This is a genomic window from Agrobacterium fabrum str. C58, from assembly GCF_000092025.1.
Classification (GTDB): domain Bacteria; phylum Pseudomonadota; class Alphaproteobacteria; order Rhizobiales; family Rhizobiaceae; genus Agrobacterium; species Agrobacterium fabrum.
On the sequence record NC_003062.2, the window covers coordinates 1,745,629 to 1,765,991 of the forward strand.

19 protein-coding genes are annotated in these 20,363 nt (G+C 59.4%); 12 read left to right on the forward strand and 7 right to left on the reverse strand.

Features of this window, described 5'->3' with window-relative positions; all coding sequences use genetic code 11:
* Window positions 1–177: 177 nt before the first annotated feature.
* The gene (locus ATU_RS08620; protein WP_010972662.1) at window positions 178–528 is read left to right on the forward strand and encodes a hypothetical protein; all 351 of its coding nucleotides are present in this window, start codon (window positions 178–180) and stop codon (window positions 526–528) included.
* 9 nt (window positions 529–537) lie between these two features.
* Here ATU_RS08620 and ATU_RS08625 read toward each other — a convergent pair whose 3' ends face one another.
* Complete coding sequence (locus ATU_RS08625) at window positions 538–1,302, reverse strand: phosphodiester glycosidase family protein (RefSeq protein ID WP_010971849.1); 765 nt, start codon at window positions 1,300–1,302, stop codon at window positions 538–540.
* 107 nt (window positions 1,303–1,409) lie between these two features.
* On the reverse strand, window positions 1,410–1,571 hold the full coding sequence (locus ATU_RS08630; protein WP_003515706.1) for an entericidin domain-containing protein: 162 nt from the start codon (window positions 1,569–1,571) through the stop codon (window positions 1,410–1,412).
* 192 nt (window positions 1,572–1,763) lie between these two features.
* Between ATU_RS08630 and ATU_RS08635 the strand changes: the two genes are divergently transcribed.
* Both ATU_RS08635 and ATU_RS08640 read left to right on the forward strand, forming a co-directional pair.
* Window positions 1,764–2,540, forward strand: coding sequence for a formyl transferase (locus tag ATU_RS08635; protein WP_010971850.1), 777 nt, complete (start codon window positions 1,764–1,766; stop codon window positions 2,538–2,540).
* Between the two features lie 90 nt (window positions 2,541–2,630).
* Complete coding sequence (locus ATU_RS08640) at window positions 2,631–3,551, forward strand: methylenetetrahydrofolate reductase (protein WP_006314319.1); 921 nt, start codon at window positions 2,631–2,633, stop codon at window positions 3,549–3,551.
* A 31-nt stretch (window positions 3,552–3,582) separates the two neighbouring features.
* Here ATU_RS08640 and ATU_RS08645 read toward each other — a convergent pair whose 3' ends face one another.
* Complete coding sequence (locus ATU_RS08645; protein ID WP_006314318.1) at window positions 3,583–4,521, reverse strand: LysR family transcriptional regulator; 939 nt, start codon at window positions 4,519–4,521, stop codon at window positions 3,583–3,585.
* Between the two features lie 235 nt (window positions 4,522–4,756).
* Between ATU_RS08645 and ATU_RS26970 the strand changes: the two genes are divergently transcribed.
* Window positions 4,757–4,975, forward strand: a complete 219-nt coding sequence (locus ATU_RS26970) for a hypothetical protein (RefSeq protein ID WP_010971852.1) — start codon at window positions 4,757–4,759, stop codon at window positions 4,973–4,975.
* Between the two features lie 271 nt (window positions 4,976–5,246).
* Entirely contained in the window at window positions 5,247–6,287 is a 1,041-nt protein-coding gene (locus ATU_RS08655) for a GlxA family transcriptional regulator (RefSeq protein ID WP_006314316.1), read from the forward strand.
* A gap of 84 nt (window positions 6,288–6,371) precedes the next feature.
* Here ATU_RS08655 and ATU_RS08660 read toward each other — a convergent pair whose 3' ends face one another.
* Window positions 6,372–7,847, reverse strand: coding sequence for a bifunctional ADP-dependent NAD(P)H-hydrate dehydratase/NAD(P)H-hydrate epimerase (locus tag ATU_RS08660; protein WP_010971853.1), 1,476 nt, complete (start codon window positions 7,845–7,847; stop codon window positions 6,372–6,374).
* Between the two features lie 358 nt (window positions 7,848–8,205).
* Here ATU_RS08660 and ATU_RS08665 point away from each other — a divergent pair, with 358 nt between their 5' ends.
* The 4 genes from ATU_RS08665 (at window position 8,206) to hspQ (ending at window position 11,462) form a co-directional block, all read left to right on the forward strand.
* Entirely contained in the window at window positions 8,206–8,544 is a 339-nt protein-coding gene (locus ATU_RS08665) for a P-II family nitrogen regulator (RefSeq protein ID WP_003508042.1), read from the forward strand.
* Between the two features lie 72 nt (window positions 8,545–8,616).
* The gene (glnA, locus tag ATU_RS08670; protein WP_003508040.1) at window positions 8,617–10,026 is read left to right on the forward strand and encodes a type I glutamate--ammonia ligase; all 1,410 of its coding nucleotides are present in this window, start codon (window positions 8,617–8,619) and stop codon (window positions 10,024–10,026) included.
* A gap of 98 nt (window positions 10,027–10,124) precedes the next feature.
* Window positions 10,125–11,045, forward strand: coding sequence for a DMT family transporter (locus tag ATU_RS08675; RefSeq protein ID WP_010971854.1), 921 nt, complete (start codon window positions 10,125–10,127; stop codon window positions 11,043–11,045).
* An 87-nt stretch (window positions 11,046–11,132) separates the two neighbouring features.
* Entirely contained in the window at window positions 11,133–11,462 is a 330-nt protein-coding gene (gene hspQ / locus ATU_RS08680; protein WP_006314310.1) for a heat shock protein HspQ, read from the forward strand.
* Between the two features lie 100 nt (window positions 11,463–11,562).
* Here hspQ and ATU_RS08685 read toward each other — a convergent pair whose 3' ends face one another.
* Window positions 11,563–12,219, reverse strand: coding sequence for an invasion associated locus B family protein (locus ATU_RS08685; protein WP_006314309.1), 657 nt, complete (start codon window positions 12,217–12,219; stop codon window positions 11,563–11,565).
* Window positions 12,220–12,526: 307 nt separating this feature from the next.
* On the opposite strand from ATU_RS08685, the gene ATU_RS08690 reads away from it, so the two are divergent.
* Genes ATU_RS08690 through ATU_RS08700 form a run of 3 tightly spaced genes read left to right on the forward strand, consistent with a single transcriptional unit; the run spans window position 12,527 to window position 16,065 of the window.
* A complete protein-coding gene (locus tag ATU_RS08690) occupies window positions 12,527–14,374 on the forward strand; it encodes an extracellular solute-binding protein (protein WP_010971855.1) in 1,848 nt (615 codons plus the stop codon).
* 38 nt (window positions 14,375–14,412) lie between these two features.
* Window positions 14,413–15,081, forward strand: coding sequence for a DsbA family oxidoreductase (locus ATU_RS08695; protein WP_010971856.1), 669 nt, complete (start codon window positions 14,413–14,415; stop codon window positions 15,079–15,081).
* Window positions 15,082–15,132: 51 nt separating this feature from the next.
* Window positions 15,133–16,065: a DMT family transporter gene (locus tag ATU_RS08700; RefSeq protein WP_006314306.1), complete on the forward strand. Its 933-nt coding sequence runs from the start codon at window positions 15,133–15,135 to the stop codon at window positions 16,063–16,065.
* 59 nt (window positions 16,066–16,124) lie between these two features.
* On the opposite strand, the gene ATU_RS08705 is transcribed toward ATU_RS08700, so the two are convergent.
* Entirely contained in the window at window positions 16,125–16,469 is a 345-nt protein-coding gene (locus ATU_RS08705) for a hypothetical protein (RefSeq protein WP_006314305.1), read from the reverse strand.
* 396 nt (window positions 16,470–16,865) lie between these two features.
* Window positions 16,866–20,363 carry a transcription-repair coupling factor gene (gene mfd / locus ATU_RS08710; protein WP_010971858.1) on the reverse strand — a complete coding sequence of 1,166 codons (3,498 nt, stop codon included), beginning with the start codon at window positions 20,361–20,363 and terminating at the stop codon, window positions 16,866–16,868.

A 20,363-nucleotide genomic window follows, 5' to 3' on the forward strand; every position in this document is an offset into this window, starting at 1 on the left:
TCCGCCGCAATTTAGGCTAAAGTGTAACCGTTTTTTAAAGCTTTCCTACAAACCCCTGTTGAAAACCATCGCCGCCGGCACGTTACGGTCGAATTTCCTGCGGTGAAGCACCGCGTCTTGAAAGGCCACGGGCGCTGCTTTATCGACGATGGCAATGACAACGGTGCGAGTCTTTCCATGCAGCAGGCATCCTCTTTTCCCGACCGCGACACGGTCGCATCGAAACTCACCTCGCTGACAAGCGAGGACAAGGCCTGGGTGCTGCTGTTGATGGAAAACGCCGTGCAGGATGAAAATCTGCTGACTGGCCTCAATCTTTATCTCGACCAGCAGACAAGCGCGCGTTTCCTCAACAGCCTGAAGCTGGAAGCGACCGGCGAATGGCTGGGCGGCAACGCACCTGCCCGCCTGCAGATCCGCATTGCGGAAATTGCCAAGGCCAGCCAGCATCCCGCCTATCTCGCCTTCCGCAAGGGGCTGACGGCATCGGCCGGTCTCGAAAAAGCCTATCCCAAAGCGCCTATCTGATTTTTCAGGCTAATCCGGCACCCTGTCGACGACGGCGATGATCGGCCCCATGGAAAACAGCTGGTCCCGCCGGTTCATCGCGGGAATATCGACGCTGGATATCGTGCCGTCCAGATAAAGCGCATTCGGCGCATCCAGCACATCCCTGAACAGCGTACCGAAATCATAGAAGCGGACGGTCGTTTCCGAAATGGCGAAATGCACCATGCCGTCGCGGGAGACACCGACGCCGTTGCGGCGTTTCAGGCTGTCACTATCGGGCAGGAAGCGCGGATGCAGCTTGCCGTCGATCACAAGCATCGGCCCGGACTGGGTGGCGAAATCGGGCTTCGGGTCCGCGGCCAGATAGGCCTCGGTCTCCAGCACCCCGGCAGTGTTACCATCAAGATAAAATACGCCATTCGGCAGAAGGTGGAAATTTCCCCAGCCGCCCCGCGTGCTGACCGGCGAACGCTCCACGCCATTTTCGACGAAGAGGCCAACGGGCGAATAGTCGGAATGATACATGCCGCCATTCATGGCGAAGACGCTGAACATGTGCTGCCGCCACAAAGCCGAAGATAGATCGGCAAAATTCCGGTATCCCTGTCCGGAGACATGATCCTGATCATAGATGCGGATGGTGTTTTTTGCCGGGTCGAAGCTACAGACGGTATAGCGGCCGCCGGCATGGTTGATGCTCTTGCAGAAATCCGGCTGCCCGCCGGCCTCAGCCGAAAACGGCAATAGCAATGGTAGCAGCAACTGCGCCAGTTTCTTCATCGATACGATCATGCCCGCCCCTCTGATTCTCGTCAGGCGAACATTCGCAGGGAAATTCGGACAAAGAAAAGGCGCTACCCGGGTTTTTGGGTAACGCCTTTAAGGGAGGGGAGCCTTGATTAGCGGCGTGCGGCGCGGTCCACGCTGCGGCCGGCATCCTGGGTCGCGTCAACGGCGTTCGCCGTATCCCGGCCCACGCCGCGAATGGTGTTGCCGCAGGAACTGAGGGTGACGACAGTCAGCAAAGCGACAAAAACGGTCGAAAGAATACGTGTGATCATGTGAAACTACTCCCCTATGACTTGCCGTCCAACGGCAAGCGCCGATGTGATATGCGTCACAATAACGTGAGTCCCCAAAAACAGTTCCCGCTGCATTTCAAAAAATCCTGTCGATGAAAATTAACAGGGTTTTGAAGTTCCCAAGAGAAACTAGGTGCCAGGATCGTGGCTTAGGAAATTTCCGTGGGTGATATGACTGACATCAACAATCGGCTTCTCGTGATGACGGCAGGTGGCGCAAACCCCAATGTCATGATCAATGCATTGGCCGCCCGTTTTCCGGATATCCACGTCTTCATGGAGCAGCCGGAAAGCAAGTCGGCCATTCTCAAACGCCGGGCACGGCGGCTCGGCTGGTTTGCCGCCGCGGGCCAGATGGCGACAATGGTTGCATCCCGCCTTGGCAAACGCTTCACGGCCCGAAGAAGCCATGAAATCATCGCCGAACACGGTCTGTCTGCCGATCTCCACCACGGTCTTCCCATCACGCAATTTACCTCACTGAACGACGAAGAATGCCAGAAGGCCGCCAATCTGCTGAAACCGGCGGTAATCTTCACCATTTCCTGCCGCCTGTTAACGCCGGCGACGCTGCGGACCCTGCAATGTCCGGTCATCAATTTCCACGCCGGTATCAATCCCGCCTATCGCGGCCAGATGGGCGGTTATTGGGCGCTGGTGGAAAAGGACCGCGGCAATTTCGGCGCGACCGTGCATCTGGTCGACAAGGGCGTGGATACCGGCGCCACGCTTTATGAAAAACGGCTGAAACCCTCGCCCTCCGACACCATCGCCACCTATCCGCTGCTTTTGACCGCCGCCTCGGTGGATATCGCCGTCAGCGCCATCGAGGACGCCCTGTCCGGCAGCCTCGCGCCGCAGCCGCCCTCGCCCGGAAAATCGGTGCTGCGCTTTCCGCCACCGATCTGGACATGGTTGTGGAACGGCCTGACGAAACGGATCTGGTAAAACCGCGCGCAAGCACCTGCAACCAAGCCTCGTCGCAGATGCAAGCCTGTCTTGCCGCAACAGACACAGACTTCGGCGGAAAAACGGTGCATGGTAACAAAAAGGATCATGCTCAAATTGCCCGATATTTCCGCCGCCTCCCTCATTCCCGCCTCCATCGAAGCCTCACCCGCGCAGGTACTCGGCCCGGCAAGCCTCGCCGGGATATTTCCTCGGGGTGTCCGCGTCTATTTGACGGATACCGGAGCAGCCTCGCAGGAAAAGCTGGTGGATGCCGCCACACATCTGCGCAATCTCGGTTATGAACCGGTGCCGCATCTTGCAGCGCGCCGCATCCCTTCGCGCGTGGAATTTGAGGAGCAGGTCAAGCGGTTGGCGGGAGAAGCGGATGTTACCGATGTTCTGGTCGTCGGCGGAGGTGTCGACAGGCCGGCTGGTCCTTTCGCCTCCAGCATGGACATGCTGTCGTCAGGCATTTTCGACCGTTACGGCATCAAAAAGATCGCAATCGCCGGCCATCCCGAAGGCAGCCCCGATTTCAGCGAGGAGACGGCGATCGCTGCCCTGAGGCTGAAACGCGATTTTGGCGAAAGAAGCGATGCGGCCATGCGCATCGTCACCCAGTTCGGTTTCGATCCCGCGCGTTTCATCGCCTGGGCGGAAGGCCTTGCAGCGTCAGGCATCGATCTGCCCGTGCATATCGGCGTTTCCGGCCCGGCCAAAATCACGACGCTGCTGAAATATGCAGCACTCTGCGGTGTCGGCAATTCCATCGCCTATCTCAAGAAAAACGCGCTTTCCCTGACCACACTCGCCAGGGGCCATTCGCCTGACAGCATCGTCGGACCGATCGAGCGGCACTGGCAGGCCAATCCGCAGGGGCCGATCCGGCAAATTCACGTCTTCCCCTTTGGCGGATTGCAGAATTCCGCCGACTGGCTGGTCAGCCGCGGAAGCTGGCAAACCCGCGACGCAGGCCGTCCGGCGCCGGCGGATTCAATGGCTGGCTAAAAGCCGCCTTCCACACGGCGCTACCCAGACTTTACGCCGCCTTTGCGACCTCGACAAAGGCATTGCGGATGCTCTCTGCCACCGCAAGAACAGGGCGCGACGCCTTGTCGCCCATGATCAGGCGAATATCGAAAGAGCCCAGCTCCGGCAGGCCTTCCTTGTCGCCCAGAATGACGAGGTCGTTCTGCACATAGGAGCGCGGCAGCGGGGCGATGGCAAGATCGGCCGCGATCGCTGCGCGCTGTGCCATGGTATGGCCGCTGAGATAGGCGACGCGGAAATTGCGCCCGCGCCGTTCCAGCGAAACGATTGCCTCCGAGCGCCAGATGCAACCCTCTTCCCAGATCGAGATCGGCAGCGGATCACGCAGATAAGCCGTGCCGCATTTGGCGCCGGCCCAGACGAGACGTTCGCGCATCAGCACCTCGCCCGTGTCCCGCAGCGGATGCGAGGCACAGTTGACGAGGGCGAGGTCAAGCCGCTGCTCATCCATGCGCTTATAAAGGTTGGAACTGGAATCGATGGTGACATCGATCATGATGCCGGGGAAAACATCGGCAAAACGCTTGAGAATGCCAGGCAGCAGACCGCGCTCGCCAATATCCTCAGGCGCCCCGAGCCGCACAACGCCTGAAAGTTCCGGCATGACGAAACGCGACACCGCCTCGTTGGAGAGCGCGATCATGCGCCGCGCATAGGTCAGAAGCGTCTCGCCATGCGCCGTCAATGTCACAGAGCGGGCATCGCGCAGGAAAAGCGTCGTCTTCAACTGCTCCTCCAGCTTCTTGATCTGCATGGAAACGGCCGAGGGCGTTCTGAACACCACTTCCGCTGCGGTGGAAAAATTCCCCGTTTCGGCAATGGCGACGAAGGTTCTCAATATGTCGTTATCCAGCAACGGCAGCGGTTGGCGGAAAGTCACGGTCATGGCACGCACCTTCAAATATTTTGATTTATAGATGGATATCATTTCGTTTGATTGAATGTCAACAAGCGCGCACCATCCGTGACATAGACAAACGGGGTGAATTAGCCCTGCGGGAAATGAAGCAACGTGGCACGGACTGAAACGCCCCCACAGCAGCAGCCGTCAATTCATTCCAGACGTTGATGAATGACATAAGATTCATTCGCTTGCCTGATGATAAAGGCGAGCACATACCGAAGTCATAAACAGGATCGTGGTTCACGAAAGGATCAAAGACATGACCATGATACATTATCTGCCGGCGACAAACCGCTCTTCACTCCGCCCGTCGCCCAGCGGCTGGCTTGATCGCCTATCCAGCCATTTTTCTGCCCGTTACGCGGAATGGCGCCGCGAAAGGATGCTTCGTGCACTGGAGGCATTGCCACCCGAAACATTGAAGGATATCGGATGGCCGACAACCGACACCACCCGCATACACGCCGTCCGCAAATGATGGCCGACCGATGGCTCGCAACCAGTGCATGTGTTGCGAGCCACTACCGCCGACCCTGAATTACATGATGAAAGGCGCAAATATACCTGCCTGTTTTGCATGCGACACACCGCCCGTTTTAAGGGCTTGTCGCAAAATTTGCATATTTCAAAAGCTATTTTTTGACAGCTCCGATTCCGAGGCGTATTTTTCGTTAAAGATGTCGTAATCAGGACATCCAGAAGACCAATTCCAAGGGAGGAATTGCGTATTCGCAACGGAGCACGGGCAAATGAGCAGAAACTCCCAGAAGAAACGCTCAATCGTCTTTTTTCTCATTCCGCAATTTACCATGCTGCCGTTCGCCGCAGCGGTTGAAACGCTTCGCATCGCCAACCGAATGTTGGGTTATGCCGCCTATGAATGGCGCCTCTCCTCACTCGACGGCCAGAAGGTCATGTCGTCAAGCGGCATCTGTCTTGAAGTCGATACCTGTCTTGCCGATGAGCGGCGATACGTCAGCGGCGAAAACCGCCCGGAAATGGCGATCATCTGTTCGGGCATCGATGTGGATCAACACGTCAACAAGTCCGTCAATGCCTGGCTGCGCGAAGCCTATAATCGCGGCATCGCCATCGGCAGCCTCTGTACCGCCGCCCATATCCTCGCACAGGCGGGCCTCCTCAATGGCAAGCGCTGCGCGATCCACTGGGAAAACCTGCCGGGCTTCTCCGAGGCCTTCCCGCAGGTGGAAGTCTATGCCGATCTCTTCGAAGTCGACAGCAACATCTACACCTGCGCCGGCGGCACGGCCTCGCTGGACATGATGCTGAGCCTGATCGGCCAGGATTTCGGCGAAAACCTCGTCAACCGCGTCTGCGAGCAGCAATTGACCGATCGGGTCCGCAGCCCCAACGACCGCCAGCGCCTGCCGCTGCGCGCCCGCCTCGGCGTGCAGAACAGCAAGGTCCTGTCGATCATCGAGCTGATGGAAGGCAACCTCTCCGAACCGCTGTCGCTGCTCGACATAGCCGACGCCGCCGATCTCTCGCGCCGGCAGGTGGAGCGTCTTTTCCGGCAGGAAATGGGCCGCTCCCCCGCCCGCTATTATCTCGAAATCCGCCTCGACCGTGCCCGCCACCTGCTCGTGCAGTCGGCCATGCCGGTGGTGGAAGTCGCGGTCGCCTGCGGCTTCGTCTCGGCCTCGCATTTTTCCAAGTGTTATCGCGAAATCTACAATCGCACGCCGCAGCAGGAGCGCGCCGAACGCAAGCTGCTGATCAGTGCTTCGCGGATGGCCATGGCGAGCCAGGGAGGTAAGGCCGCGCATTGACGCGTGGCTTTGGCATCTGGGGCTTTTCAGCGACGAAAACACCTCCTCCGTCATACCGGCTAGTTCGGGAGGCGGCGCGCAAGATCACCCAAACGGTCGAACCGCATGGGCAAGGTCCTCCGCCGTCATGCCGTCGCCTGCCCTGTGGCCCGCCTCGCCGTGCAGCCAGACACCCGCCGCAGCCGCCTCGAAAGCGGGCGTGCCCTGTGCCAGCAGCGCGCCGATGATGCCGGCCAGCACATCGCCCGATCCGGCCGTCGCAAGGCTCGCCGGCGCATTGGTGCTGACCAGCGCCCGGCCGTCAGGTGCGGCGATCACCGTGTCCGCACCCTTATAAACCAACGCCGCGCCGCTGCGGGCCGAAGCGACCTGCGCTTTCTCGATCTTGCTGAGCGTCCTGTCCGCAGCGAGATCGGGAAACAGCCGGGCAAACTCGCCCTCATGCGGTGTCAGCACGAATTTGCCCGCACCGGATGTGATGCGCTCGAACAGGGCCGCCGCATGATCCTTGAAAGCGGTGATCGCATCGGCATCCAGTACGGCCGCTTTGTCTCCGAGCAGGGACACGAATTGCCGCGCCTTTTTGAGATCACCAAAACCCGGGCCGAGAACAAAGGTGCCGTGGCGCTGGTCGTCCAGCCAGAGCCGCAGATCATCGGCATTGTCCATCGGCGCATTCATCACAGCCGTCAGTGTCACGGAAAGCAGGTCAAGCGCTTCTTTCGGCGCAGCGATGGTGACGATACCCGCCCCCGCCTTCAGCGCCGCAAGCGCCGTCATGCGGCTTGCCCCGGTCGCATGGGCAGGTCCGGAAAAGACGGTGAGATGTCCTCGGCGGAACTTATGCGTCTCGAGATCGCTGGCGGGCAAGGCATCACGCCAGACAAGCGGATGGTTTTCCGCAACCGAGCCCGCGTGATCGGCAAGGATGCGCAAGGGAATGCCGATATCGAACACCTCTAGCGCCCCGCAAAGTTCCCGTCCCGGCATCAGCAGATGGCCGGGCTTGCGTGCCATGAAGGTCACCGTCCGCTCGGCCCTGAACGACGCGCCGAGCGGCACGCCCCGCCGGCCGCAGAGGCCGGAGGGCAGATCGACGGCGAGCACCGGCACCCTGGCGCTGGTCACCGCTTCGATTATCCGGGCCAGTTCCTGGGGCACATCGCGGGACAATCCGGCCCCGAAAACCGCATCGATCACCACATCGCCAGCAAGAGGCGTATAGTCGCCAAGCGGCAGCGGCACGAGCCCGCTCCGTTCGAATGCCACCCGGGCATCACCCCTCAGTGTGCCGGCATCGCCTAGATGATGAACCGTAACCGTCGCACCGCTTTGCACAAGCGCCCGCGCCGCCACATAACCATCACCACCATTATTGCCGCCGCCACAGAGCACGACGAAACGCAGCGCCTGTGGATAGTGCCGCAGCCCAGAAGCGGCAACCGCGTGCCCCGCCCGCTCCATCAGATCATAAAGCGAAATGCCGGATTGCCCGGCCGCCGCATCGATGCGGGCCATCGCCGCAGGGTCGAAAAGGGAAAGCTGAGAGAGGAATATCATGCCGCGATCATCCCTTCAAAACGCCGGAAAGGCAATCGATACAAAAATAAGCAAAACTCCAAGACCAAATAATAGTCAAATGCACAAAATATAAACAGACGGCTTTCACCGAGCTTACGCATAATCAAATATTCAAGATATCTAAAATAGTAAGATTTCGCAGAAATGCTGATGGATTTTTCGGCTTACCGATAGAAATTGGCTGGAAAATCGCCAAAACCGAATGCATTTTGTGCCAGAAAGCCGGGCGAGCGAAGTTTTTTCTTCACGCCCGCTTCCGATCTGGCACAATACGTGCATTCTTGTGGCAGAGCGGGAATTACCTGCTTTAACGGGAGAAGCGGAGAGATATTTTCTCATGAAAAAGATCGAAGCGATCATTAAGCCCTTCAAGCTCGATGAAGTGAAGGAAGCCCTTCAGGAAGTCGGACTTCAGGGCATCACGGTCACGGAAGCAAAAGGCTTTGGTCGTCAGAAGGGCCACACGGAACTCTACCGCGGAGCAGAGTACGTTGTGGACTTTCTGCCGAAAGTGAAAGTCGAAGTCGTCTTGGCGGACGAGAACGCGGAAGCCGTCATCGAGGCGATCCGTAATGCGGCGCAGACCGGACGTATCGGCGACGGAAAGATTTTCGTTTCCAATATCGAGGAAGTCATCCGCATCCGTACCGGTGAAACAGGCGTGGACGCCATATAATCAGAACCAGGTCTCAAGCCGGGGAGGCTTGGGTTTCACCTCGTCATCATCACACTCAAGGAAAACGTTTAAATGACGACCGCAAACGATATCTTGAAGCAGATCAAGGATAACGACATCAAGTTCGTGGACCTGCGCTTTACCGATCCCAAGGGTAAGCTGCAGCACGTCACCATGGATGTTGTCTGTGTGGACGAAGACATGTTCGCCGATGGCGTCATGTTCGACGGCTCCTCGATCGCCGGCTGGAAGGCCATCAACGAGTCCGACATGGTGCTGATGCCCGATCCGGCCACCGCCCACATCGACCCGTTCTTTGCCCAGTCTACCCTGGTCGTCCTTTGCGACATTCTCGACCCGGTTTCGGGCGAAGCCTATAACCGCGACCCGCGCGGCACCGCGAAGAAAGCCGAAGCCTACCTCAAGGCCTCTGGTATCGGCGACACCGTTTTCGTCGGCCCCGAGCCGGAATTCTTCGTCTTCGACGACGTGAAGTACAAGGCAGACCCCTACAACACCGGCTTCAAGCTTGATTCGTCCGAACTGCCGTCCAACGACGACACGGATTACGAAACCGGCAACCTCGGCCACCGTCCGCGCGTCAAGGGCGGCTACTTCCCGGTTCCGCCGATCGACAGCCTGCAGGACATGCGTTCTGAAATGCTGACGGTTCTGGCCGAAATGGGCGTCGTCGTTGAAAAGCACCACCACGAAGTGGCTGCCGCACAGCACGAGCTGGGCGTGAAGTTCGACACGCTGGTTTCCAGCGCCGACAAGATGCAGATCTACAAGTACGTCGTGCACCAGGTCGCCAATGCCTATGGCAAGACGGCAACCTTCATGCCGAAGCCGATCTTCGGCGATAATGGCTCGGGCATGCACGTTCACCAGTCGATCTGGAAGGGCGGCAAGCCGACCTTCGCTGGCGACGAATATGCTGGCCTGTCCGAAAATTGCCTCTACTACATCGGCGGCATCATCAAGCATGCCAAGGCAATCAACGCCTTCACCAACCCTACCACCAACTCCTACAAGCGTCTGGTGCCGGGTTACGAAGCGCCGGTTCTGCTCGCCTACTCCGCGCGCAACCGCTCCGCATCGTGCCGTATTCCCTTCGGCTCCAACCCGAAGGCAAAGCGCGTCGAAGTCCGCTTCCCGGACCCGACCCAGAACCCCTATCTCGGTTTTGCGGCCATGCTGATGGCCGGCCTCGACGGCATCAAGAACAAGATCCACCCCGGCAAGCCGATGGACAAGGACCTTTACGATCTTCCTGCCAAGGAACTGAAGAAGATCCCGACCGTCTGCGGCTCGCTGCGTGAAGCGCTGGAAAGCCTCGACAAGGATCGCAAGTTCCTGACCGCCGGCGGCGTGTTCGACGACGACCAGATCGACTCCTTCATCGAACTGAAGATGCAGGAAGTCATGCGTTTCGAAATGACCCCGCATCCGGTCGAATTCGACATGTACTACTCGGCCTGATCTAACTTCGGAGCGCTCCCTTGGGGCGCTCCTTCCATGCCGGCGGTTTTCCCTGGAAAGCCGCCGTTTTCTTTTGAAGCCCAGCCATATCGTGAAGAATGTCGAACAAGCCAGCCTCTCAGCAAACACGCCTTACGGACTGGCTCATCTTTCTGGCGGTGCCGTTCTTTTTCTCCAGCAATGTCATTTTTGGCCGCGGCGTCGTTGGCGAAGTCTCGCCTTTTATCGCCGCCTTTATCCGCTGGATGGGATCGACGCTCATCATCGCCCCCTTCATGATTGCCGACTGGCGGAACTGCCTCGCCTTCGTGCGCGACAAAATGCTGCTCTGGCTGGTGCTCGGCATTCTCGGCATGGGCATCTGCGGCGGCGTGGTCTATTGGGGCCTCACCATGACGACGGCCGCCAACGGCACGCTGATCTACACCACCTCGTCGCTGTTCATCATCCTGTTCCAGCGCATCTTTCAGGGGCGGCCGATCCGAAAGCTTGAAGTGGCCGGCATGGTCATCGCCTTTGCCGGTGTCGCGGCCATCGTTCTCAAGGGAGATATCTCCGCTCTCCGGCATATGAATTTCAACATCGGCGATTTCGCGATTTTGACGGCGGCGATCGCCTTTGCCATCTATTCGCTGTTGCTGCGCGATCCCGCGGCGCGGCAGATGGCATCCTTCAGCCTTTTCGGCCTGATCGCATTTTCCGGCGCGCTGGTGCTTCTGCCGCCGGCCGCACTGGAACTGGCGCAGGGCGGCATGCTGCCTGCCACCGGCGCGGCCTGGGCGAAGATCGGCGGCATCATCCTCTTCGCCTCGCTTCTGGCGTTTTATTGCTTCACCCATACGGTGCGCGTTTTCGGCCCGGCCACGGCCGGCATCACGCTTTACATGATGCCGCCGGTCTCGATCCTCATGGCGACGATATTCTTGGGAGAGACCTTCGAGACCTATCACGCCATCGGCATCGTGTTGGTCACCGGCGGCGTCATCCTCGCCACCGCGCCGATTGGCAGAAAGCGCTGAGCTTTGCGGCAGACCGGCACTGGGACCGCTAGGTCTTGATATTTCGCATTCCGACACCAACTAGTATTGGGAAAGGAAATTCATGCCATGAAACAAAGAGACGCAAAATTCACGCTTGGCGAGATCGTCCGCCACAAGGTGTTTCCGTTCCGCGGCGTGGTCATCGACGTGGACCCGGAATATGCCAATACCGAGGAATGGTGGAACGCCATCCCCGCGGAAATCAGGCCGGAGCGCGACCAGCCCTTTTATCATCTGCTGGCCGAAAACGAGGAGACGGAATATGTCGCCTATGTTTCCGAACAGAACCTCGTGCACGACGAAAACGATACGCCGCTGAGAAACCCCAATATCGGCCGCATCTTCGACAAGGCGCCGAACGGCGAATGGCGTCCGAAGATATCGACGGCGCATTGACGCCTGCCAACCATCTCCCCCCTCCCAGGGACATAAAGCGCGCATAAAAAAACCGGTCTGTTGCCAGACCGGTTTTGTCATTCTTGATGCTTTGTAGCGATCAGGGCTTGGGAGCCTTGGCAGCGTCCTGAGCAGCTTCCAGCTTCTTGCGGGCCTCTTCAGCCTTCTTCTGCATGCCTTCCTGCAGGCTGCGCTGGCTTTCGGCCAGCTGCGACTGAGTGATGGCAGCACCGTCGTATGCGCCGGTGAAACCGGAGAGCGCAATCTTGATGGGGTTAGGCGCGCGGCGGAAGTTGATGGAGGTGAAAACCACCTCGCTACCCTTCTTCAGCGAAGCAATCATGGCATCCGTCAGCGGAACTTCGGCCGTGCACTTGTCGGGAAGGCAAACGGCGTAATCGAGCTTCTGGCCCTTGCCGCCATCGATCTGCATCATCACACCCGGGGGAATGAGACGCGCGGTCGGAACGGAAACCTGCAGCAGCTTGCGGTTGACCTTGCCTTCAACGGTGATAAGGCCGACAGCGGTGATCATCTGGCCGTTCTGGGCGAGAACCACGTTCTGCACGACGCAGACATCGTTGTCTTCCTGCTTGGAGCAGGTCTTGAACCAGCCGAGCGGCGGAGCGCCAGCGCCGCCCTGAGCGGCCGGGGCAGCATCCTGCGCCTGCGAGATGGCCGGAGCGGAAACCGCGCCCAGAGAGAGGACCAGAGCGGACAGAGCCGTCCGGGTGAATGTGTTTGCCTTTTGCATCATAAGAGTTCCGTCTCCTGAATGTCTGCCAGAACAGAACCCTTCAAGGCCCTGTCCGCCGATGGCGGTATCCTTCTGCCCGTTCAACTGTCGTTTAAATGAGGCAAATGCGTGACCCGTCTCTTCCGGCCACCCTGTTACATGCCGTTCGCGGCGATATCCAGCACTTCTTTAACTTTTTCTTGAGCTGGCCCAAGATTTCCCGCCCCCGCATGGGTCATGCGATATCCGTATGCTACATATCTGCCAGAATCATGACGATAAACCGGTTGTGACGCAAACCGGACGGACAGTTAGACAGGATAGTGACATGCGCAACCTTGCGGCCCTCCTCCCCGCATTGTTCCTTTTGGGATCATCCCTGCTTCCCGCCGGGACGGCCCTGGCGCAACCGCTGCACGGCATATCCATGCATGGCACGCCGGAGCTTCCCGCAGACTTCCGCCACTTCCCTTATGTCAATCCCGACGTGAAGAAGGGCGGCCGCATCTCCTATGGCGTCGTTGGCACCTTCGACAGCCTCAATCCCTTCGTGCTCAAGGGAATGCGCACCACCGCACGCGGCGTCTGGGATCCGGAATTCGGCAATCTCCTCTACGAATCGCTGATGCTGCGCTCCAGTGACGAGCCTTTCAGCCTTTATGGCCTCTTGGCCGAAACCGTGGAATGGGACGACGAGCGCAGCTTCATCCAGTTCAACATCAACCCCAGGGCAAAATGGTCTGACGGCAAGCCAGTGACGCCTGATGATGTGATCTTCACCTTCAGCCTCTTGAAGGAAAAAGGCCGCCCGCCCTTCAACAGCCGTCTGGACGGCGTGGCAAAAATGGAAAAGGTCGGTGATCGCGGCGTGCGCTTCACCTTTAATGACAAGGCGAACCGCGAAACGCCGCTCATTCTCGCCTCCTCCACACCGATCCTGCCGAAACATGCGATCGACCCGGAAAAATTCGAGCAGGCAGGCCTTGGGCCAGTCGTCGGCTCGGGTCCATACCGAATCAAGACCCTGCGGCCGGGCGAGCGAATCATCTGGGAACGCAATCCGGATTATTGGGGCAAGGACATCCCCGGCAAGGTCGGCTTCGACAATTACGACGAGATCAGCGTGACCTATTTCCTTCAGGTCACCACCATGTTCGAAGCCTTCAAGAAGGGCGATATCGACATCTATCCCGAAGGTGACGCCATCAACGGCACCTCCGATACCTCGCATTGGGGACAGGCCTATAATTTCCCGGCCGTCCATCGCGGCGATATCGTCAAGGACGTCTTCCAGCCGCGCCTGCCGACCGGCATGTTCGGCCTCGTCTTCAACACACGCCGGGCCACCTTTGCCGATGAAAAAGTGCGTGAAGGCCTGTCCTATGCGCTCGATTTCGAATGGCTGAACAGGAACATCCTCGGTGGCTCCTTCAAGCGCACCCAGAGCTATTGGCAGAATTCCCCGCTCGGAGCCTATGGCAATGCCGCAGATGAGCGCGAGCTTGCGCTGCTGGGCGACGCTGCGAAAACCATGCCTGCGGAACTACTGGCGGGCACCTATGCCATGCCGACCACCGATGGCACGGGTGCTGACCGCAAGGTATTGAAACTGGCCGTCGACAAGCTGAAAGAGGCCGGATACAGCATCAAGAATGGCAAAATGTCCGACGCCAATGGCCGTCAGCTCGCCTTCGAGATCATGACCCAGAACCCGGCGCAGGAGCGCATCGCGCTTGCCTATCAGCGCTCGCTCAACCTGATTGGCGTCGCCATGGGCATCCGCTCGGTGGATGACGGGCAATATCAGGCCCGTTCGAACAGCTTCGATTACGACATGATCATCCGCTCCCTGCCCTCCTCGCTTTCGCCGGGCATGGAGCAGCTGAACCGCTGGAACTCGCTCTCCCGCGATGCGCAGGGCAGCTTCAACTATGCGGGCGTTGCCAATCCCGATATCGACCGGATGATAGAGGCGCTGCTGCAGGCGCGCTCGACGGAAGATTTCCAGGCGGCGGTGCGCGCCTATGACCGTCTGCTCGTGGCCGGCCACTACATTATTCCGCTCTATTACATCGGCGCGCAATGGGTTGCGCGCTGGAAATATATCGACCGTCCGGATATGACCCCGATATCAGGAAATCAGAAACAGACCTGGTGGGATGCAAGGGTGCAATAACCCGCCGCCGCCCGGTCCAGACAAGGGAAGATGAAACCATGGAACGCATCGTTGTCGACGTCGTATCGGATATGGTCTGCCCCTGGTGTTATCTCGGCAAGGCAAGGCTCGATCTCGCCATTGCCGAGGTGCAGGATGAAATCAGCGTCGATGTGAACTGGCGGCCCTATCGCCTCAATCCCGATTATCCACCTGAAGGTGTGGACCAGAAAGCTGCTCTCGAAGAAAAGCTCGGCAAGGACCGTCTCGAGCAGGCGCATGCCTCGCTGGTTGAACTCGGCAAGCAGGTCGGCATCAACTACGATTTCGATGCGATCAAGATCGGCCCGAACACGCTCGACGCACATCGCCTGTCGCTCTGGGCCCATGCCGAAGGCCGCGACGTTCAGGAAAGGATCGTCACCGCTTTGTTCAAGGCGAATTTCGAGGAAGGCCGCAATATTGGCGATCACGCTGTTCTGACCGATATCGCCGGGAAGGCAGGCATGGATGCCAAGGTGGTGGCACGGCTTCTCGCCTCCGACGCCGACAAGGACACGGTCATCGCCGAAATTGACGCGGCGCAGCAGATGGGTGTTTCCGGCGTACCGTTCTTCATCGTTGACCAGAAATACGCCATCAGCGGTGCACAAACACCTGATGTATTGATTGCTGCACTGCGGGATATTGCAAAAATCAAGTCGGACGAGCATAAGTCGATGAACTGACGGTCGAACACCGGCAGCTTGCCCTGATCGATAAACTGTTGGTGTTTTCCCGTGTCCGACCAGACCCTGAAAGGCATTCTGCTTGCCTTTGCCGCCTTCGCTGCCTACGCATGGAGCGACGCGAGCGTTAAACTCATAGAAGGCCAGATTTCGCCGATCGAATCGGCCTTCTTTGGCGCAATGTTCGGGCTTGTCGCACTGCCCCTCATCCGCAAGCGCAACGACCGCTGGGTGGACATCGTCAAGACGACGAACCGCCCCTTGTGGATCATCCGCTTTTTTTCCGCCGGTATCGGCGCGGTGGGCAGCGTCACCGCCTTCACTCATCTTTCCATGGCTGAGGCCTTCGCGCTGATCTTCCTGCTGCCTTCCTTCGTGACCATCATGTCCGTTGTGTTTTTGAAGGAACAGGTAGGCATCCGCCGCTGGTCTGCGGTCATCATCGGTTTCCTTGGCGTGCTCATCATTCTGCGCCCGGGTTTCCGCGAATTGGGTGTCGGCCATCTCGGCGCCATCGTCGCTGGCTTCGGCGGTGCACTCAGCATCGTCATCTTCCGCGCCATGGGCCCATCGGAAAAAAACGTATCACTCTACGGCGCCGGCGTTCTCGGCTGTCTTGCCATATCGGGTGTCGCCATGATCCCGACCTTTGTCATGCCCGGCGGCGAACAATGGTTGCTGCTGGCAGGATACGGCCTGCTCGGCGCTCTCGGCAACGTACTGGTCATGTATGCCGCTCAATATGCGCCCGCCGCCATGATCGGCCCGACGCAATATAGCCAGATGCTCTGGGCCATCCTGTTCGGTTATCTGATTTTCGGTGATCGCATCGACGGATGGATGCTCATCGGCATCGCTCTCATTGTCGGCTCCGGCCTGCTGACGCTTATCCGCGAAAAGCAGCGAAAAGTGCCGCTGCCCGCCTCCATTGCCGCGACCGACCAGAACGTGGCTGTCGGCATTACACCGGAAGATGGGCACTGACGCCTTAAGAATGCATTAGAACCGGCGACGCGTATTCACGTCGCCGGAATGGCATTCGATCAATCACAAACCCTGACCCGATACATGTCGCCCCAGGCATTCTGCCTCCAGGCAATGTGGCAGCGCGGATAAACTGGCTGGTACACAACCGGCGGACCGTAGACGGGCGCAGCATAGGTTGGCGGACCATAGGCCGGAGCGTAATACGCGGGCCCATAAGCATAACCGGGATGTCTTGCCCCGGCGATAAGCGCTCCGCCGATGATCGTCCCGGCAATGCCGGCGGCAAGGCCGCGGCCGAAATTATTGCGCGCTTCCGCCTGGCTGGTGGTGGCAATTGTGGTGCCCGCAATTGTCAAAGCAACCAGACCAGCGGTGGCAAACCTGTTGATATTGGTCCACATCGTCCTGCTCCTTCATAACCCGGCGGCATCCACTGATCCGCCGCACCGGGTATGAGGGAAAGATTACGCCCGCGGAGACTACCGAGACATGTCCGTTTCGTTACATCGCCGTAATGTCGCTGAGCCTTGCGGGCTGGGTTTTCCGAGGATTGGCCAATGGATAATGAGCCGAAGGAGGGTGTGGCTTACCCCCTCTGCCCTGCCGGGCATCTCCCCCACAAGGAGGGAGATCGGCAAGACGCGCTGTCACCGCTTCATTCTCCAACGTCAAGATGGGCAAAACTTCGCCGCATATCGATCTCCCCACCTGTGGGGGAGATGCCCGGCAGGGCAGAGGGGGTAAGCCACCCCCACCTTCGGTCAGTTGTCGAACGGGCAACCCCCCGAAGCTCAAATTTACGACCGCGCCAGTTCCGCAAGCTGCGTCATGACCATCGCCGCACCCGTCAGCCGTTTTTCCGGCGTCGGCAGATCGCGGTTCAGGAACAGGCTGTGGTCCGGGCGGATTTTCGCCATGGATCCCTGCTTGCCGATGTAACCGACAAGCGCTGCCGGATTGGGGAATTCCTTGTTGCGGAACTGCACGACGACGCCCTTCGGCCCGGCATCTACCTTCTCGACATTGGCGGTGCGGCAGAGCGACTTGATATAGACGATCTTGAGCAGATGCTGCACTTCCTTCGGCAGCGGGCCGAAACGGTCGATCATTTCCGCACCGAAACCGTCGATCTCGCTGATATCGGCAAGCTCGCCGAGACGGCGATAAAGGCCCATGCGCAGGTGCAGGTCCGGCACGTAATCTTCCGGGATCATGACGGAGGTGCCAACCGAGATTTGCGGCGACCAGCCGCTGTCGCGCACCTCTTCGTCGCCCTTCACTTCGGCAACAGCCTCTTCCAGCATCTGCTGGTAAAGCTCGAAGCCGACTTCCTTGATGTGGCCGGATTGCTCTTCGCCGAGCAGATTGCCCGCGCCGCGAATATCGAGATCGTGGCTGGCAAGCTGGAAACCAGCGCCGAGTGTGTCGAGCGATTGCAGCACTTTCAGCCGCCGCTCCGCCATCGTTGTCAGCACCTTGTTGACCGGCAGGGTGAACAGCGCAAAGGCGCGAACCTTGGACCGGCCGACGCGACCGCGCAGCTGGTAAAGCTGAGCAAGACCGAACATGTCGGCACGGTGTACGATCAGCGTATTGGCGGTCGGCACGTCGAGGCCGGATTCGACGATGGTGGTGGACAGCAGCACATCATATTTGCCGTCATAGAAGGCGTTCATGATGTCTTCCAGTTCGCCCGCCGCCATCTGGCCATGCGCCACCGCCACTTTCAGCTCCGGCACATCCGATTGAAGGAAGGCATGGATATCGGCGAGATCGGCAAGGCGCGGGCAGACATAGAAACTCTGGCCACCGCGATAATGTTCGCGCATCAGCGTCTCGCGGATCACCAGCGGATCGAAGGGCGAAATGAAGGTGCGCACCGCCATGCGATCAACAGGCGGCGTGGTGATGAGCGACAGCTCGCGCACCCCGGTCATGGCCAGTTGCAGCGTGCGCGGAATAGGGGTAGCCGAAAGCGTCAGCACGTGCACGTCGCTTTTCAGCTCCTTCAGCCGTTCCTTGTGCTTCACGCCGAAATGCTGCTCCTCATCGATGATGAGAAGACCGAGATTGGCAAAGCTGATGCCAGCGCCGAGCAGCGCATGGGTGCCGACGACGATATCGGTCTTTCCTTCCGCCACTTCCTTTTTGGTAAGCGCCAGCTCCTTGGAACCCACAAGCCGCGAGGCCTGCTGCACCCGGATCGGCAACCCACGGAAGCGCTCCGAAAATGTGCGGAAATGCTGCCGCGCCAGAAGCGTCGTCGGCACGACGACCGCCACCTGCACGCCGTTCATGGCGGCAAGGAAGGCGGCGCGCAAGGCCACTTCGGTCTTGCCGAAACCGACATCGCCGCAGATGAGGCGATCCATCGGCCGACCGGCACCGAGATCGTCGCGGACCGCTTCGATCGCGTTCAACTGATCCTCGGTTTCGTCGTAAGGGAAACGCGCGGCAAATTCGTCGTAAAGCCCGTCCGGTGCGATAAGCGCCGGTGCGTGGCGCACCAGACGTGCTGCCGCAATGCGAATAAGCTCGTCGGCCATGTCGAGAAGGCGCTTCTTGAGCTTGGCCTTGCGCATCTGCCATGCGCCGCCACCGAGCTTGTCGAGCGTGGCTTCCGCGGCGTCAGAACCGTAACGCGAGAGAAGATCGATGTTTTCGACCGGCAGGAACAGCTTGGCGTCGTCGGCATAATGCAGTTCAAGACAGGCGCGTGGCGCACCCGCCGCCTCAATGGTCTGCAGGCCGACGAAACGGCCGATACCGTGTTCAGCATGAACAACGAGAGAACCTTCGTCCAGTCCCGCCACTTCTGCGATGAAATCCGCGCCGCGCTTGCGGCGCTTGGAACGGCGGACCATACGATCGCCGAGAATATCCTGCTCGCCGATGACCGCCAGCGTTCCGGTCTCAAACCCGGCTTCGAGGCTGAGAACCGCGCAAGCCGCCTCGCCCTTTCCGAGTTTTTTCACCTCTTTCAGCGATGTCACAGGCTTGATCTTCTCAAGCCCGTGCTCGTTCAGCACCTGCAACAGCCGGTCGAGCGAACCTTCCGACCAGCCTGTTATCAGTACTTTCCAGCCCTTGGCGCGGCGCTCGGCAATGTGCTTTACCGCTAGATCGAAAACATTGACCCGCTCTTCGCTATCGCCCTCTGTCGGTGGGCGTGCCCAGCGCGGACCGACATGGGCGTCGAGCGTCGCGACCGGGCGGCCTTCGCTGTCGTGTTCGTTAAAGGGCGTCAGCCGCACCGCATTGACGCTCGCAAGCGCCGCCTCGAAGCTCTTGCCGTCGAGATAGATTTGCCCCGGTGACACCGGCTTGTAAGGCGCGCCCTGTGTTGAACCCTTGGTTTCGCCAGAGGCGCGGCGAGCCTCGTAATAATCAAGCACCAGCTTGGAGCGCTCTTTCGCCGCCTCCTTCGCTGTATGATCGGTGACGATACGAAAACCCTTCAAATAGTCGAAGGCGGTCTCCAGCTGCTCGTAAAACAGCGGCAGCCAGTGCTCCATGCCGGCGTAACGGCGACCCTCGGACACGGCTTGGTAAAGCGCGTCGTCGCGGGTCGCAGCGCCAAACAGCGACAGGTAGTTCTTGCGGAAACGCCCGATCGTATCCGGCGTCAGCGTCACTTCGCTCATCGGATTGAGATCAAGCGAGCGCGCCTGCGCGATGGTGCGCTGGCTGGCCGGATCGAAGGTGCGGATGCTTTCCAGCGTATCGCCGAAGAAATCCAACCGCACCGGCTCTTCGGTGCCCGGCACGAAGACATCGAGAATGCCGCCGCGCACGGCAAATTCGCCAACTTCGCGTACCGTCGCCACCCGGTCGAAACCGTTGCGCTCCAGCCGCGCGGCGATGTCCTCCATGCGGATCTGGTTGCCGGGCCTGGCCGAAAACCCGAGGCTTTCGATGACGTCGCGCGGCGCCATCTTCTGCAGCATGGCGTTGACAGTAACGAGAACGACGGCCGGATGCGGCTTCTTGGCGTGGTTGATGAGGCCGGCAAGCGCCGCAAGCCTACGCGCCGATGTATCTGCACTCGGTGAGACGCGGTCATAGGGCAGACAGTCCCAGGCCGGCAGCGTCAGCACTGGAATATCCGGCGCGACAAAACCAAGGATCTGTTCGAGATCGGCGACCCGCTGGCCGTCCGACATCACGTAAGCCACCGATGTCCCCGCCCGCGCCATGTCGGCGAGCAGCAGGGCTTCCATGCCTGATGGTACGTTTCCGATGGTCAGCGGCGTATCGGCCGACGCCACCAGCTTTGCATCGAATCCGGCTATCAT